14 protein-coding genes are annotated in these 13,597 nt (G+C 53.8%); 3 read left to right on the top strand and 11 right to left on the bottom strand.

The genetic code is table 11. The features are described 5' to 3' along the window. The first annotated feature begins 25 nt into the window (after window positions 1-25). Window positions 26-721 (top strand): OmpA family protein, encoded by a 696-nt coding sequence (locus JL719_RS22645; RefSeq protein WP_033156808.1) that lies wholly within the window; start codon window positions 26-28, stop codon window positions 719-721. Window positions 722-805: 84 nt separating this feature from the next. Here JL719_RS22645 and JL719_RS22650 read toward each other — a convergent pair whose 3' ends face one another. From JL719_RS22650 to JL719_RS22675, 6 genes are all read right to left on the bottom strand, one after another. Continuing rightward, window positions 806-1,006 (bottom strand): hypothetical protein, encoded by a 201-nt coding sequence (locus tag JL719_RS22650; protein WP_033156809.1) that lies wholly within the window; start codon window positions 1,004-1,006, stop codon window positions 806-808. 42 nt (window positions 1,007-1,048) lie between these two features. Then, window positions 1,049-1,324: a late competence development ComFB family protein gene (locus JL719_RS22655; RefSeq protein ID WP_033156993.1), complete on the bottom strand. Its 276-nt coding sequence runs from the start codon at window positions 1,322-1,324 to the stop codon at window positions 1,049-1,051. A 125-nt stretch (window positions 1,325-1,449) separates the two neighbouring features. Continuing rightward, window positions 1,450-2,649 (bottom strand): ABC transporter permease, encoded by a 1,200-nt coding sequence (locus tag JL719_RS22660; protein WP_033156810.1) that lies wholly within the window; start codon window positions 2,647-2,649, stop codon window positions 1,450-1,452. Window position 2,650: 1 nt separating this feature from the next. Beyond that, on the bottom strand, window positions 2,651-3,856 hold the full coding sequence (locus JL719_RS22665; protein ID WP_033156811.1) for an ABC transporter permease: 1,206 nt from the start codon (window positions 3,854-3,856) through the stop codon (window positions 2,651-2,653). 150 nt (window positions 3,857-4,006) lie between these two features. Beyond that, window positions 4,007-5,221, bottom strand: a complete 1,215-nt coding sequence (locus JL719_RS22670; RefSeq protein ID WP_033156812.1) for an amidohydrolase family protein — start codon at window positions 5,219-5,221, stop codon at window positions 4,007-4,009. Between the two features lie 65 nt (window positions 5,222-5,286). Beyond that, complete coding sequence (locus JL719_RS22675) at window positions 5,287-7,278, bottom strand: TonB-dependent receptor (RefSeq protein WP_084153304.1); 1,992 nt, start codon at window positions 7,276-7,278, stop codon at window positions 5,287-5,289. Window positions 7,279-7,576: 298 nt separating this feature from the next. Here JL719_RS22675 and JL719_RS22680 point away from each other — a divergent pair, with 298 nt between their 5' ends. Together JL719_RS22680 and JL719_RS22685 are read left to right on the top strand one after the other, a co-directional pair. Beyond that, window positions 7,577-8,542, top strand: coding sequence for a helix-turn-helix domain-containing protein (locus tag JL719_RS22680; RefSeq protein WP_033156813.1), 966 nt, complete (start codon window positions 7,577-7,579; stop codon window positions 8,540-8,542). 151 nt (window positions 8,543-8,693) lie between these two features. Next, window positions 8,694-9,608 carry a DMT family transporter gene (locus JL719_RS22685; protein WP_225892931.1) on the top strand — a complete coding sequence of 305 codons (915 nt, stop codon included), beginning with the start codon at window positions 8,694-8,696 and terminating at the stop codon, window positions 9,606-9,608. Between the two features lie 102 nt (window positions 9,609-9,710). Here the strand turns inward: JL719_RS22685 and JL719_RS22690 are convergent, their stop codons facing one another. The 5 genes from JL719_RS22690 to JL719_RS22710 all read right to left on the bottom strand — a co-directional run bounded on the left by JL719_RS22690 (window position 9,711) and on the right by JL719_RS22710 (window position 13,567). Then, window positions 9,711-10,610: a hypothetical protein gene (locus JL719_RS22690; RefSeq protein ID WP_033156814.1), complete on the bottom strand. Its 900-nt coding sequence runs from the start codon at window positions 10,608-10,610 to the stop codon at window positions 9,711-9,713. A gap of 36 nt (window positions 10,611-10,646) precedes the next feature. Next, complete coding sequence (locus tag JL719_RS22695; RefSeq protein ID WP_033156815.1) at window positions 10,647-11,072, bottom strand: hypothetical protein; 426 nt, start codon at window positions 11,070-11,072, stop codon at window positions 10,647-10,649. Window positions 11,073-11,188: 116 nt separating this feature from the next. Continuing rightward, on the bottom strand, window positions 11,189-11,860 hold the full coding sequence (locus JL719_RS22700) for an ABC transporter ATP-binding protein (protein WP_033156816.1): 672 nt from the start codon (window positions 11,858-11,860) through the stop codon (window positions 11,189-11,191). Continuing rightward, window positions 11,857-12,993: an efflux RND transporter periplasmic adaptor subunit gene (locus JL719_RS22705; protein WP_033156817.1), complete on the bottom strand. Its 1,137-nt coding sequence runs from the start codon at window positions 12,991-12,993 to the stop codon at window positions 11,857-11,859. The genes JL719_RS22700 and JL719_RS22705 overlap by 4 nt, the downstream gene beginning before the upstream one ends. Before the next feature lie 118 nt (window positions 12,994-13,111). Beyond that, complete coding sequence (locus JL719_RS22710; RefSeq protein ID WP_033156818.1) at window positions 13,112-13,567, bottom strand: DNA polymerase III subunit chi; 456 nt, start codon at window positions 13,565-13,567, stop codon at window positions 13,112-13,114. Between the last annotated feature and the right edge of the window lie 30 nt (window positions 13,568-13,597).

The following is a 13,597-nucleotide window of genomic DNA, read 5'->3' on the forward strand; positions in this document are numbered from 1 at the left end:
ACCGCTCGATATTGAGGATAAGATCATGACAAAAAAATACGTATACATCCCGCTTGCCGTTATGGCTTTGTCGCTGGCCGCCTGTTCCACGCCGAAAAAGGATGTGGCCGGGCTCAGCGCTGAGATTGATGCTGCATCCAAAGGTCATTACGGCCAAGCTTTGCTCCATGCTTCAGCAGCTGAACAGGACTTGAAAACCGCCAATCATGTGTTGAAACATTGGCAAAACGATTATTACTGGAACATCGACGAGAGTCTGAAAGCGCAAGAGGCCGCAAAATCAGCTGCGGCACACGTTTTGGCCTCGGAAAAAGAGTATTGCCAATGGCTGACCGAAGCCCATTCGCAAAACCACCATCACGTGGAAACCATTCACGAAACCGTGGCCTACTTTAAAACCGGCAGCCATGTGCCGTTTAAAACCAAGGAAGACACCATCAGCCATATCGGTCACTTTTTACACGACCACCCGGATGCAACAGCGACTGTCACGGCTTCCACCGACACAGTGGGTAAACCTGCGGCTAACCAAGCCTTATCGGAAAGAAGGGCTAAATCCGTTACCGAACTGCTGATTAAAAACGGTGCCAGAGCTTCGCAACTGGTCTCCAAAGCAATCGGCGAAGCGGGTGGCCCCGATAACACGGCAGATCAGAATCACCGGGTTGCCGTGGTTATTTCCGCACATCCCGACTATCTCGACTGCCCTAAATTTAAGTAAGCCCAACCCACCCTGCTCGCACCAGCGGCAGGGTACTTGGCGGCAGAGATTCAATAACATCGGTTATCGAATCTCTGCCCCACCTTACATCTCGTCTGCCTGCTGTTTCTGCCGATCCGCGCTTTCAAAAATTTGCTTTTCCGCATCCCTGGCCTGATCCATGGGTTGCTTGATTGCATCCGCCAGCGGCTGCGGCACCACTGGCGGATTCGCCTTGTCTGGCGGCGAAGAATCGCAAGCCTGCAAACCGCCAGCTATTAGTAAAAAAATCAAAACGTTTTTCATGGCTTTACCGAATCGGCGACGTCAAAGGTTAATGACAAAAACTCAATCATTGCGGTGCTCGCGAGGACGGCGCAAAACCTGCTTTATCGCCTGCTCCACCGCCATATCGACAGCACCGGCCATCTCCTGATATTGCTGCTCGCTGACATTAATACCCTTATCGATGGTGTTCCGCACATAACACGGCGGTAATTGGTTCAGCGCCAGACAAGCCACGTCTTCCTGAAACGCTTGACTGAAAGGCTCGTCAGCCTGCTCAGCAAGCTTCCAAAGCCTGTCTATCACCAATCGCTCGTAATAATTACTAATATTCAGCATAAAGGCCTCTTGAAAAACATTGGCTGCAAATGCTAATAAGCATAGCCCAGAATCCAACTTGGCCGAATCCATTCGCCACGCTGACAGAGGCCCTGATTACCCTCATTTTTTACAGCGGGCATAGCTCATTCCGCCCGCAACGCTTCCAGCGGGTTCAATCTAGCGGCCTTGATGGCCGGCACCACACCGGCCGCAACGCCGATAAACAAGGAAATCGCAAAAGCGGCAACGATGTAATTCCAGGCCAATTGCACCGGTAATGCCGGCACGAAAGCAGCGGCGAGTTTTACCAGTGCCACGCCCAATAAAACGCCGCCGAAACCGCCGACCAGACTCAACAACATCGCTTCGCCGAGAAACAGCTTAAACACCATGCCACGCTCGGCACCAATAGCCCGCAACAAACCAATCTCCGATACCCGTTCCGACACGGCGATGGTCATGATGGTGAGAATACCGACCGAGCCCACCAGTAACGAGATACTACCCAGCGCCGCCACCGCCAAGGTCAATACACTCAATACCGAATCCATTTTCTCCAGCATCTGGTTTTGGGTAACTATCGTAAAATCCTCGGCACCGTGCCGCGCTATCAAGCGGCGTTTGATGGCTTGCTCCACCGTTTCCGCGCTGGTCTCACTGCTGTACAGCAAGTCGATTTCCATCAAACTCTGCCGATCAAACATCTCCATGGCCTTGCCGGCGGCAACGAACACCGTATCGTCCAGGTCAAAACCCAACATCTGGCCTTTAGCCTGCATCACCCCAATCACCCGAAACCGGTCGCTACCGATGCGAATCCGTTGCCCCAGGGGATGGGTATTGCCGAATAATTCCGTGCGCATCTTACTGCCCAACACCGCGAACGCGCGCGGATTATCCAGACCATCGTCGGGTAAAAAGCGGCCGCTATCGACTTTTAATTGCCATACTTGCGGCAAGGCGGCGCCGACGCCAAACACATTGGCCCGGCGCTGTTTGTTGCCGGCCTCGATCCGGGCATTGCCCTGTACCATGGGCATGGCGGCCAACACGTGATCGAGATTTTCCAGACTGGCCGCATCGGCCGTGGACAAAGGCCGCACCGTGCTGATGGTCGCACCGGACATGCCAAACGTGGTGGTTTTTCCGGGATAAACCGCGATCAGATGCGTGCCGAACTGGGTAAATTCCGCCAACACGAAACTATGAATGCCGCGGCCGATGGAGGTCAAAATCACCACGGCGGCGATACCGATGATCAGGCCCAGGGCGGTCAACAACGAGCGCTGCCTATGGCTGCTGATGCTGCGTAACGCCAGCTTGGCTAAATCCAGCCAGGTCATCTCAGCGCCTCGCCAAAGCCGCGACCGGGTCGAGTCGCGCAGCCTTGCGAGCCGGCAACACCCCAAAAACCAGCCCCGTTACTAAAGCGACGGCCAAGGCCGACACTCTGCCCCAAATCGGTAGAGCAACCGGAAAATTCGGATACAACCACTGTAAGATCAAAATACCGAACTGACCGAGTACGCTGCCGACCAGCGCGCCGGCCAGCGACAACAAGGCCGCTTCGCATAAAAACCAGCGTTGCAGTTGGCTTTGCGTGGCGCCCAAGGCTTTCAGCAAGCCAATTTCGGCAGTGCGTTGACTGACGCTGACCAGCATCACATTCATCACCAACACCCCGGCCACCGCCAGACTGACCGCGGCAATACCGGCCACGGTAAAAGTCAACGCGGTGAGGATTTTATCGAAGGTATTCACCACGCTATCCTGGGTAATCACCGTCACATCGTCCTCGCCTTCGTGGCGCAGCTTGATGATAGTGCGGACCTCGTCGACGGCCTTATACATGGCTGCTTCAGAGTAGGCTTCAATTAAAATCCGAAACAATGAATGGCTGTCGAACAAGGCTTGCGCGGAAGCCACCGGTACGATGACTAGTTCATCAAAGCCGGTGCCTATCGATTGACCTTCCTTGGCTAACACGCCAATCACTCGAAACCGCCGATCATTGATGCGCAGCCATTGCCCTACCGCTTGTTGATGGGCAAACAGTTCCTCGCTGATTTTTTTGCCGATCACGCACACCGAGATTTCCTTATCCGCGTCGGCCTCCGGCAAAAACTGGCCTTGGGCCATGGTGAGATGCCGCACGCGCAGCAAGGCATGCGTAGAGCCCATGATATTGGTTTCCCGCTCCAGACCGCCAACCGATACCGGCGCGGAGCCGATACTGACCGGGGCAATCGCCGCAACGTGCTTGCTGCGGAATAAGGTAGCGGCATCATCCAAGGTCAAATCTCGAGGGGTTTCGCCGAACAGGGGCGGGTGGCCGCCGGTGGTTTCGGTGCGGCCGGGCAAGACAATAAGCAGATGGGTGCCCAACGATTCGAATTCGTGGACCACATAATTGCGGGCGCTGTCGCCCAATGCAGTCAACACGTTCACGGCAGCCACGCCTATGCTCATCGCCAAAATAATCAGTGCGGCGCGCAGGGGTTGAGTCCGGATGGCTTTGCCGGCCTGAAGAAGTAAGTCTTTACTGAGCATGGCGATTGGGTAACAAGCTTAGCCGGCAGTTTAGCCGGAACCGCCAACAAATACCCAGCTAAAACGTGAGCGCTCCATAGACTTCGGAGTTAGAGCCTTGAGTTTTGGTTTTCCAGAGGCTGAGCAGAGCCCCTATAGAACCGGGACCGATCAATTTTCGAAGTAATTGATTATCAGCTTGCCGCCGGACATCACCAAATCAGGGTATTCCAACAACTTAAGCTTTTGCGTCGGATCACCTTTTACCGCGATCAGATCGGCCGGCGCGCCGGGTAATAAGGAGCCAAGCAAGGGCGTATTCAGGTATTGACCCGCTTTGGAGGTTGCGGTCCGCATCACATCCAACGGCGTCATTCCGGCCAGATGTTGCAGGTACAGCAATTCCTGCCCATCTATGCCCCAGGGAATGTCGGGATGAGCGATTTCCGCGCCATATAAAAACTCCGCGCCCAACTCGGCCAAGCGCCTGACATTGCTGCTCACGCCCGGACATTTCGACAAAGTATCGATGGTGCCGACGATTCTGACCTGTTGCGCCACGGCCCGCTGCAATTGCGCGTCCGGCAAACTGTCGCAGGGCGCGTGGGCCCATTCGTCGACACCGGCATCCAAGGCCAATTGCGCGCCTTTGGGCTCGGCAAGATGCGCCGCCACCCGGCGGCCGACTAGATGCGCTTCGTCGACAATGGCCGCCAACACCGCCGGCGCTAACATCGGCCAGCTATGTGGTTTATCGTGCGCTTTGCTGCGTGGGTCTTGGGAATGAGCGTGCGTGTGTCCGCCAGACCAAGGCGCGCCCGCTTCGCCGCCGGGCTCCAGCGCCACTTTAATCACTACCGCGCCGCCTGCCACCAGTTTACGCACCGCTTGCCGCGCCTGCTGCTCATCGGCTACCGGCATGGCAATGTCGGTTTCGCCAAGGTTAGGGATCGGGTAGCCTGCCGGCGCGGTTAGAATCGGCCCGGACGTCATCAGCCTTAAGCTGCCGTCGCCGCCGTAAGGCTGATGCAGCGGCCCGCCGACATCACGCACCGTGGTGATGCCATGGCGCAGCACGGTATCAGCCGGTACGTGTTGGTAGCTAAGATGCGCGTGCAATTCAATAAAGCCCGGCAATAAGGTGGCATCGCCTAGCTCAAGCCGAGGCGCATCGCTATCGTTAAACGCTTCCCGGCTGTCTATCCTGGCGACCTTCCCGTCGCTTATCAGCACCGCAGCATCGCTTCTGAGCGTATAGCCATCGAAAACCCGCGCTGCCGCGATGAGCAGCGGTTGGTCTTGGGCGAAGGCGATGCTGCCCGGCAAGGTCAGCACCAGCGCGGAAAGCAATTGGAGGCAGCGGTTGAAACTAGATTGAGATTTCATGGCTATTTCGCAAAAAGCAGTGCCGGCGAAAGCCGGCGCTGTCGAGTTGATGGGGATTAAATCGCCTAGAAGCTGGCGGCAATACCGATTTGCCCCCAAATACCCGGCATTTGATAACCAGGGCGATAGACATAGCGTTTATCAAACAAGTTTTCCACGCTGACAAACACTTCGCCTTTTTTGCCTAACTCGGCAATAGGATAGGCCAGCCGGGTATTCGCCACAGTAAAGGCTTCGACACGTTGGTTATTCACCTCGGCGACATTCCGGGCGCGATTCAACGCCCAAGTTCTTGATTGGTATTGCAGATCGAAAGAAAAGCGCAGCGGACCGATGGGGCCGTTGATGCCGGCGGTCACCGCTTGTTCCGGGGTGTAGGGCAAATTCGGGATGCTGGGGTTGAGTAGCGTCAATCCGGCAAATAGACTCCAGTCGGCGATCAAGTCTTGTTTTACCGACGCTTCCAAGCCACGCATCCAGTACGAGCCGTAATTGATATAAGCACCCTGGGTTAAGTCGAACACGTAGCGATTCTTGACGTTATCGATGAAAAAGCTCAGGTCGATTTGCGTACTTTTAAAGGGCGAAGCTTTCAAACCCACTTCAGCATGATCGACGTTTTCCGGCGACAAGTTTTGCCAGCCGTCGGCTGAAAAATTCGGCAAAAAGCCGCCGGAAAATAGATTTAACGGCACGTTCGACAAGGCGCCTGAGTTAGCCGCCGCGTCAATGCCGGGATAGTTGACGCCGTTTGAGACGTTGCCGAACACGGTTAAATCTTCGGAGACAAATGACAAACCGGCATGCGGGGAGGCTTTGGACTGGTAGTGGCTATGGTCGTAAAAACGCACTCCGACAGACGGGACCATCACCCACTCTTTGCTCAGCACCAGGTCGTGACTCAAGGCCAGGTAAGGACTGGTGAGTCTAAAAGTGGGGGTAGCGAATTGATAGACTTGGTTGCCGGTCTGGCTGCCCAGGTTAGTCACTTTACCGTTCAGCCACTCGTTATCTATCCCAGCCGTTAAGGTGCCGCCCTGCCAGGGCGAAAGCTGTTCCTTCCAGCGAAAACCGTCCATGCTGTATTGGCTGAGCAGATTCGAACGGTTGTCGGCAAAACCGGTGAAGTAAGTATTTTGACTCAACCAATTACCGTCGCCGCCGTTATGGTAGAGAGTAAATTTGCCCTGCCAATCGCCGTGCGCGTGGCTGAGGCTGGCGGCGACCATGCCGGCAACCGTATCGTACTCGCCGATAGGCAGTGTTACTCCGTATTGTCCGGGGTCGCCGGCCCTATTATCCGCGTACAGAAAAGTCACATCCGAGCGCCATTGCGGATTTAGCTGGTAGCCAGCCTTGCCCATCACGTTGCGTAATTCGCCGTAGCCGTTTTGGCGGTGGCCGTCTGATTTGGCGTAGCCTTGCGCCAGTGAGAAATCGAAATCGCCGTACTTGCCTTGCACATCCGCTTGTTCGGTAATCGTGCCGAAAAAGCCGCCGGACAATCGGCCGCTGCCGTGCAAACCGTCCTCCGCCGCAGCCTTGGTTTGCAGATTGATAGAACCGAAATTGTTGCCGTTGATAGCCGGCTGCGGGCCCTTGTAAACCGTAATCGATTGCATGCCGTTGACGGGCAACAAATCCAGCAAAGGATGGTTCCAGGTAGCCATATACAAAGGAATATCGTCGATATAGGTCTTGATCTCGCTACCCGGACGGCCAGAGCCCTGACCGCGAATCGAAACCGCGCCGCCCTGGTCGCCGCCGAAGGCGCCGACGGGGTTATAGCGGGAAATTTGTACGCCGGGTGTTCTTTTCAGGACGGACGCCAAGTCCAAGGCATTTTGGTCGCGGATTTGTTCTTCAGTGACGACCGCAGATACGCCGGAGAACTCGTCCACATGATTTTCTTCGATAACAGGGTTGGCGACTACCTCGGTGGAATCGAGCTGGTCAGTCTTTTCCTCTGCCAGGACGGCGGTACCGGCTTGCAGTAGCGCAAAAAAAACCAGCAAGGATTTGGGTAAATTCAGTAAGGGCAGCACGGCGTATTTCATGATCATTCCAGTCAACATTCGGCAAAAATAAAACCCTATCCACCGAACATTTATCGCTGAATGTTCGAATATGGAAAGCGTTTATCACAATGCTGATTTTAACGAATCACTCGCAACCGCCTGAGTTACTTTCATATGCTAAAAGTAATATTTTTTATGCTATAAGTAGCAGCCGGTAATATCCGAATTTTCGACTACCTCATCCAAAAAAACTCAGCGGCCTATTTAGCAACTATTAATTAAGCCAAATAACATAGTTTAAATAAAATTGCTTATTAGCACCAACACAGGGATTGCCATGACGAAGAAAACGGCGGGACGCTGGCGCATCAAAAACGACGAATTGCAATCCCGCCAGCAAGGCAACTGCCTGACTGAGTATCTGCCGGATGACATAGGCAAAGGCTACTCGACATTATTTCCGCTCGACCCAGACTTGAACTATATCGAAACCCATTATCAGCCCAGTCAGGATCTAGCTATTCTGACCCGAATGGATCAGCACAACCCTCGCCTGGTGGTGACTTTGGGCATGCAAGGGCAATCGAGATTCGTTGATGCGCAGGGCCAGGAAATTACTTTTAATGAAGGCTATACGTCGATAACCGCATTCAGCTCCAGTATTGGCGAACGCCAATATCAAGCCAATAATCCAATGGCCCAAGTGCGGTTTTCGATGAGTAAATCTTGGTTGAGTCGATACTTCGGCGAAAATACCGCAACGCGATTTTTTAATAAGAACGGCATTAGTTTAATAAGTTATAAACCCATTTCAAATAGGGCATTAATAGCCACGCGACAGCTATTAAATTGCGATCCGAATAATCCGGCAAGACATGTATTTATGCACGGCCAAGCCCTGTCGATATTAGCCGCGGAAATGACTCATCTATGGCAAGATAATCGGAAGACATCGCCGGTATTTTCAAAAAAAGACCAAGTCATTGCCCAAGCCGCGCATAACATTCTGTTAAATGAATATAAAAACCCGCCATCGGTTGCCGAATTATCCAGACGCGCCGGCACCAATCAATTTAAATTAAAACAATTGTTTCATCACTTTTTTAATACGACGCCGTATGGCTTATTATTAGAGATTCGCATGAAAACCGCCTATCAGTTATTAGAATCCAGCCGCTGTCAAATCGATATTGCCGCCGCCTATGTCGGCTACAATCACGCCAGCAATTTCAGCACTGCTTTTAGCAAATATTTCGGCATATCCCCCCGCAGTATCGCCAAAAACCACACATCCAAACCTTAAGAGGTTAATATACCTGCGACGCTGACCAAATCCGTGCGTCGGTAGCCGGCGCAATGATGTGCATTTTGGACTCGCAAGCCGTCAGGCCGAACCGATACGGCCCTATCCTCAACCTATTCGCCCTTACCGACGCTCTTAAGCCAAGCCACCAGTGCCCGCCGACACTAATCAGCCGCAAACCATCCAAACTCCCACGCCTATCTTGCCGCTGCCTAACAGCCGCCTCGGTCTGAGTTATATGCTGGTCGCTTGTGTCTTGTTTTCGGTGATGAACGCCGGCGCATACGCCATCGGCCTATTCGATACCGGCTTGCCGCCCAGCATGATCAGCTTTATCCGCATCCTGGCCAATTTCTTGATCCTGACAATTCCGGCGCTGATCGGCGGCCGACTGCTCGGCCTGTTCGGCGACGCCCGCCCCTCGCTGTGGTTGCGCGGCTTGTTCGGCAGCACGGCCTTGATGCTGTCGTTTGCGGCCATCGTCCGCATCGGCCCCGGCGAGAGCGCATTTTTGACCGCCAGCAGCGGTGTGTTCGTCATGTTGTTAGGGCCACTGGTTTTGGGCCAAAAAAACTCGCTATTGGTTTGGCTGGCCATTATCGGCTCGTTCAGTGGGGTATCGCTGCTATTTGATTTCGAAAATAGCCACAACTTATTCGGACAAGCCATGGCCTTGCTGGCCGGCCTGTTGTCGGCGCTGGCCTATTTGATGGTGGCGCGTGCCGGGCGCAGCAATACCCCGCAAACGGTAATTTTCTATTTTTGCCTGGTGGGCTTGGCGTTACACGGCATTTATTTTGCGCGGTTTGGCTATCGCCTGCCGGGCTCGGCGGAAAGCTGGGGCTTATTGCTCCTGGTAGGCGTGTCGGGCAGCGGCGCGCAACATTATATGACTCGGGCTTATCAAGCCGCGCCAGCAGCCTTGGTGAGCTCCATAGGGTATTTGGCCCCGGTATTAAGCTTAGCCTGGAGCGTCTTGCTATTCGAACAAATTCCCGGCCAAACGGCCCTGATCGGCACTACGCTGATTTTGGTGTTTGGGGTGATGTTGCCGTTTCTGCGTTAAGCCAAACTGGCTAAACGCCTGTTCTTCAGATACCGGGTTGCTTGCAACGCCTGACCATCGGCATGTCATTGCTGAATTGGCAGTCGCTTTCGAGACCAGATTTTAAGCGGCAACCTTGCAATAAGAAGGAACCCAACTGCGGGCGACCATGTAGTCCGGCAATTGATTAAAATCAAACGCTTCGCCGTGAGCGATCATTTGCTTGACATCGAATAATTCGCCCACTTCCGGAATGTCCTGATAAAACAGTATGTAAAACGGCTTAACCAGATAGCGGGCAATCTTAATGCCCACCGACCCGATGAAATTACGGCGTTGTCCGACGTGCGCGACTTCGTCGATGGTGATTTCGTCCAGCAAGGCTTTCAGACGATCTCTAACTTCCGGCTCGTCGGCCAATAACTCGTCGAATAAGGGATACAAATGGCAATAGAAGCTGACACCCATTAACTCGGTGACGAAGGCCGGCGTATCCATCAATACCCCCGGCAACTTCGGAAATTGTTCGTAGATCATTTCCTTAAACGGGGTCAACGGTTCCCATACCACCCGCTCTAATCCGCAGGTTTTCAGCATTTCATCAAACAAACGCCAATGGCAAAACTCTTCGGCCAGATGCACTCGGGAAATTTTGTCTTCCACGCTATGCGAATTAGCCATATCCGGCACCACATCCCAGGCGCCTTTGATACCTACCCACTCGTGGCGCGCGAATTTATAAATACCGCAGAGTAATAAGGTCAGCCTGTCCAAGGATTTTGGATCGTCCACCATCTTCACATAATTACGATAAAATGCTTCCGGGTCCGCTAAGGGCTTGTGCAAGCGCACCGGATTATTTTGAAAATAAGCCAATCGCTCGCGCTTTTTAGCCAAATCCCGGTCCGCTTCCAATAACTCACCGCCATGTTGTTGGGTAAACAGCCAATAATCAGCAAAATTTTCTTGCCGTTGCACGTCGCTGGCTGGCGTAAAAATAGAACGATATTTGAGCTGAGTCACAAAAAACTTCCCAATCTGTGGCTGAAAACACAGATTCTAACGAATTAATGACTTAGAGGTGGATTTTAAAGTTTTTCCGTCGTGATCGTTCGATTCCCGCTGCATTCCCAACCACATCAACGCATCGTCACGATTATTAAAAATCCGATAAACCCAATCGGCATCCCGCGGCATTGACAACATAACTTGGGTGGTTAGCTGACTAATATGGGTATACACCACAAATGCCGCCGCTTTAATACCAAGCAAAGTACCCATAGCAGTTTGCGAGGCAAAGTCATAGTGATAGGCGTTTACTTTGTGCACCAGCAGCAGATAGGGCCTCTGCAAATGCGCCACGATCCAAGCATGATATTCGTCGACAAGCGCCAAGTTGAGTTCCACTCCCTCATCGACAATAAACTCCGCCAAGTCCTCATCCAGCTTGATGGCATTACAAAAACTTAATCTATATCGCTCCATCATCCCTCCTCAGCCTACTGGCGTGTCAACTCTGTTGACAGTATCGCACAACCAGGAAAACTCTAACGACAAAGTTATCGCCGCCAAGCTTTTTTAGCACCGTTCTAAATGAAAAACTAAACCGCGCCGTCCGCCAAACGGCCGTCCACAATGCGCAACTGCCGCTTGGCTCTGCCGCCGATATTTTGATCGTGAGTGATGATGATTAAAGTCACGCCTTGCTGATTTAAATTCTCCAACAACTCGATGATGTCCTGTCCAGACTTGCTGTCCAGATTGCCGGTCGGCTCGTCGGCCAGCAAAATACCGGGTTGCATGATCATCGCCCTGGCAATGGCAATGCGCTGCAACTGGCCGCCGGACAATTGATTGGGCTTATGCTCGGCACGATCCAGTAAACTCACGGACGCTAGCGCCTGTAACACCCGCTGCTTGCGCTGCTTACTATCAACCCCGGCCAGAATCATCGGCATTTCGATGTTTTCCGCTGCGGTGAGCCTGGGGATCAAATGAAAAAATTGAAACACAAAGCCGATATTGTCGCGTCGAATCCGCGCCAGCTCGTCATCGCTTTGCCGGGTGACATCGGTGCCGTTTAATAAGTATTGGCCGGCCGAGGGCTGATCAAGCAGCGCGACAATGTTTAACAGCGTCGATTTGCCCGATCCTGACGGCCCCATCACCGACACATATTCGCCGGGCCCGATAGACAGGTCTATCCCGTTCAAAGCCTGTACGGTCTGCTCGCCGACCTGAAATACCCGGCGAATGCCACTGAGCTGAATCATGGCTTGACACTGACCGTTACGCCGGCCGCCACGCCTTCCTTGCCAACCGACGTCACTACTTGATCGCCCGCTTTCAGCCCGGACAGTACTTCCGTAAAACTCCAGTTGGATAAACCGGGCTGGAAGCTCTGTTCATGCAACACATGGTCTGCGTCTATCAACAATACGCGATGATTCTCCAGAATCGCCTCGGCCGGCAAACGCAGCGTGCGCTCTTTTTGACTGAGCAACACTTCAATGTCGGCGCTGTAACCCGGCAACAGCTCCGCCAGATCTTTGGGATCGCGCAAGGTCACTTCCACTTCCACCGTGCGCGCCTGTTTTTCCTTTTCCAACACGTAGGGCGCGACGCGGGTGACAATGCCGGAACAACGCTTATCCGGAAACGCATCCAGCGACACACAAGCACTCATGCCGGTCTTGATGCTGGCTGCGTCCACTTCATCGATAGGCGCGGAAACGGTCAAACAGCTGACATCCAGCAAGTCAATGGGCGGCAAGGTTGGAATCCCCGGCGGCGACGGTGTAACAAATTCGCCCAACTCGGCATTCACTTCCGCCACCGTGCCGTCAAACGGCGCTTTCACCAAGGTACGCAGCACCGCCGCTTCCGCCACGCCCAATTGCGCCTCTGCCACCTCAATGGCTTGCAGCGCGGCCCGGCATGCCGCGCGCTGCGACTTGCCGCCCGTCACTGATTTATCGACTTGCTCCACAGACACCACGTTTTTGTGTTTTTGCAATTGCGTCATCCTGGCCGCTTCCCGCTCCGCGCCACCGGCCAATTGGCAAGCTTGTTCTGCGCTGGCTCGGCTGGCATTGATCTGGGCTTTTTGCAGTTCAACCTGAGCTTTTAAGTCCTGGTTCCAAACCTCCAATAACACCTGACCCTGCTTGACTTTGTCGCCCTCCTTAACCCGCAGCTGCGCCACTTGCCCGCCGGTTGCCGGCGCCAGATAGGCCCGCCGACACGCTTTGACCGTACCCACCCGGGTATTCGCTACCGTCGCCCGCACCTCGCCTTCCACCACAGTGTAAGCCTCCACTGCCACCGGCTGCGGGCGGCGGCTATAGAGAAATAGTGCGGTGACAGCTATAAGCAAGGCGGCAACAATCAGCGTTTTACTTTTCATGGCGCGAGAGGGCGGATGCGTTGTACAAATTGGGATTCCACTTTTCTGAGCTTTGCTTTGGTTGGCGATAACCGGGGCGAAGTCCTCGTTGCATTTTCTAGTTCGCCACGTGACCACCCTACATTTTGTGGGTAGTAATCGCCAGTAGGGCTTGCTGGTAATGCCGGTAACGCTGGCGGCCGGCCTGTTTGCACGCTTCGCTGTTGTCCAATATTTCCAGGATACGCTCGGTCGGGGCGGTGGTCGGCGGGTACAAACTGGATAGGTTGACGACAATTTTCTGCCAGCCCTCAGGAATGTTTTCGCCACCAATTAGGATGGTGCCGGTAAATGCCGGGATTTCTCCGCGATAGGTTTGGTGCGGAATAAAACTGCCGGCCCGGAAGGTCCACAAGGCTTTATCGATTTGCTCGGCTTGCTCCGCCGAGTCGGTCAGCACATAGGGAAAATGGCCGCTACGGTAGATTTTCTCGATCAGCTTGCAGGCGAAATCCTGGCGTTGTTGCTGGTCATGGGTCGCCAGCACGTAGAAGCTGACTTCGGGGAGGGATGGCGAATGACTGGGGTCGGTCATGTCGTTTTAAGCCTGCGGAAAGTGCAGGGG

This window comes from Methylomonas sp. LW13 (genome assembly GCF_016865255.1).
Taxonomy (GTDB): Bacteria; Pseudomonadota; Gammaproteobacteria; order Methylococcales; family Methylomonadaceae; genus Methylomonas.

What these genes read in the sequence shown, in the direction of transcription:
- JL719_RS22680 (WP_033156813.1), top strand. Translation starts at nt 7,577, where the DNA reads ATGACGAAGAAAACGGCGGGACGCTGGCGCATCAAAAACGACGAATTG.
- JL719_RS22655 (WP_033156993.1), bottom strand. Translation starts at nt 1,324, where the DNA reads ATGCTGAATATTAGTAATTATTACGAGCGATTGGTGATAGACAGGCTT.
- JL719_RS22670 (WP_033156812.1), bottom strand. Translation starts at nt 5,221, where the DNA reads ATGAAATCTCAATCTAGTTTCAACCGCTGCCTCCAATTGCTTTCCGCG.
- JL719_RS22645 (WP_033156808.1), top strand. Translation starts at nt 26, where the DNA reads ATGACAAAAAAATACGTATACATCCCGCTTGCCGTTATGGCTTTGTCG.
- JL719_RS22665 (WP_033156811.1), bottom strand. Translation starts at nt 3,856, where the DNA reads ATGCTCAGTAAAGACTTACTTCTTCAGGCCGGCAAAGCCATCCGGACT.
- JL719_RS22675 (WP_084153304.1), bottom strand. Translation starts at nt 7,278, where the DNA reads ATGAAATACGCCGTGCTGCCCTTACTGAATTTACCCAAATCCTTGCTG.
- JL719_RS22650 (WP_033156809.1), bottom strand. Translation starts at nt 1,006, where the DNA reads ATGAAAAACGTTTTGATTTTTTTACTAATAGCTGGCGGTTTGCAGGCT.
- JL719_RS22700 (WP_033156816.1), bottom strand. Translation starts at nt 11,860, where the DNA reads ATGATTCAGCTCAGTGGCATTCGCCGGGTATTTCAGGTCGGCGAGCAG.
- JL719_RS22705 (WP_033156817.1), bottom strand. Translation starts at nt 12,993, where the DNA reads ATGAAAAGTAAAACGCTGATTGTTGCCGCCTTGCTTATAGCTGTCACC.
- JL719_RS22710 (WP_033156818.1), bottom strand. Translation starts at nt 13,567, where the DNA reads ATGACCGACCCCAGTCATTCGCCATCCCTCCCCGAAGTCAGCTTCTAC.
- JL719_RS22660 (WP_033156810.1), bottom strand. Translation starts at nt 2,649, where the DNA reads ATGACCTGGCTGGATTTAGCCAAGCTGGCGTTACGCAGCATCAGCAGC.
- JL719_RS22695 (WP_033156815.1), bottom strand. Translation starts at nt 11,072, where the DNA reads ATGGAGCGATATAGATTAAGTTTTTGTAATGCCATCAAGCTGGATGAG.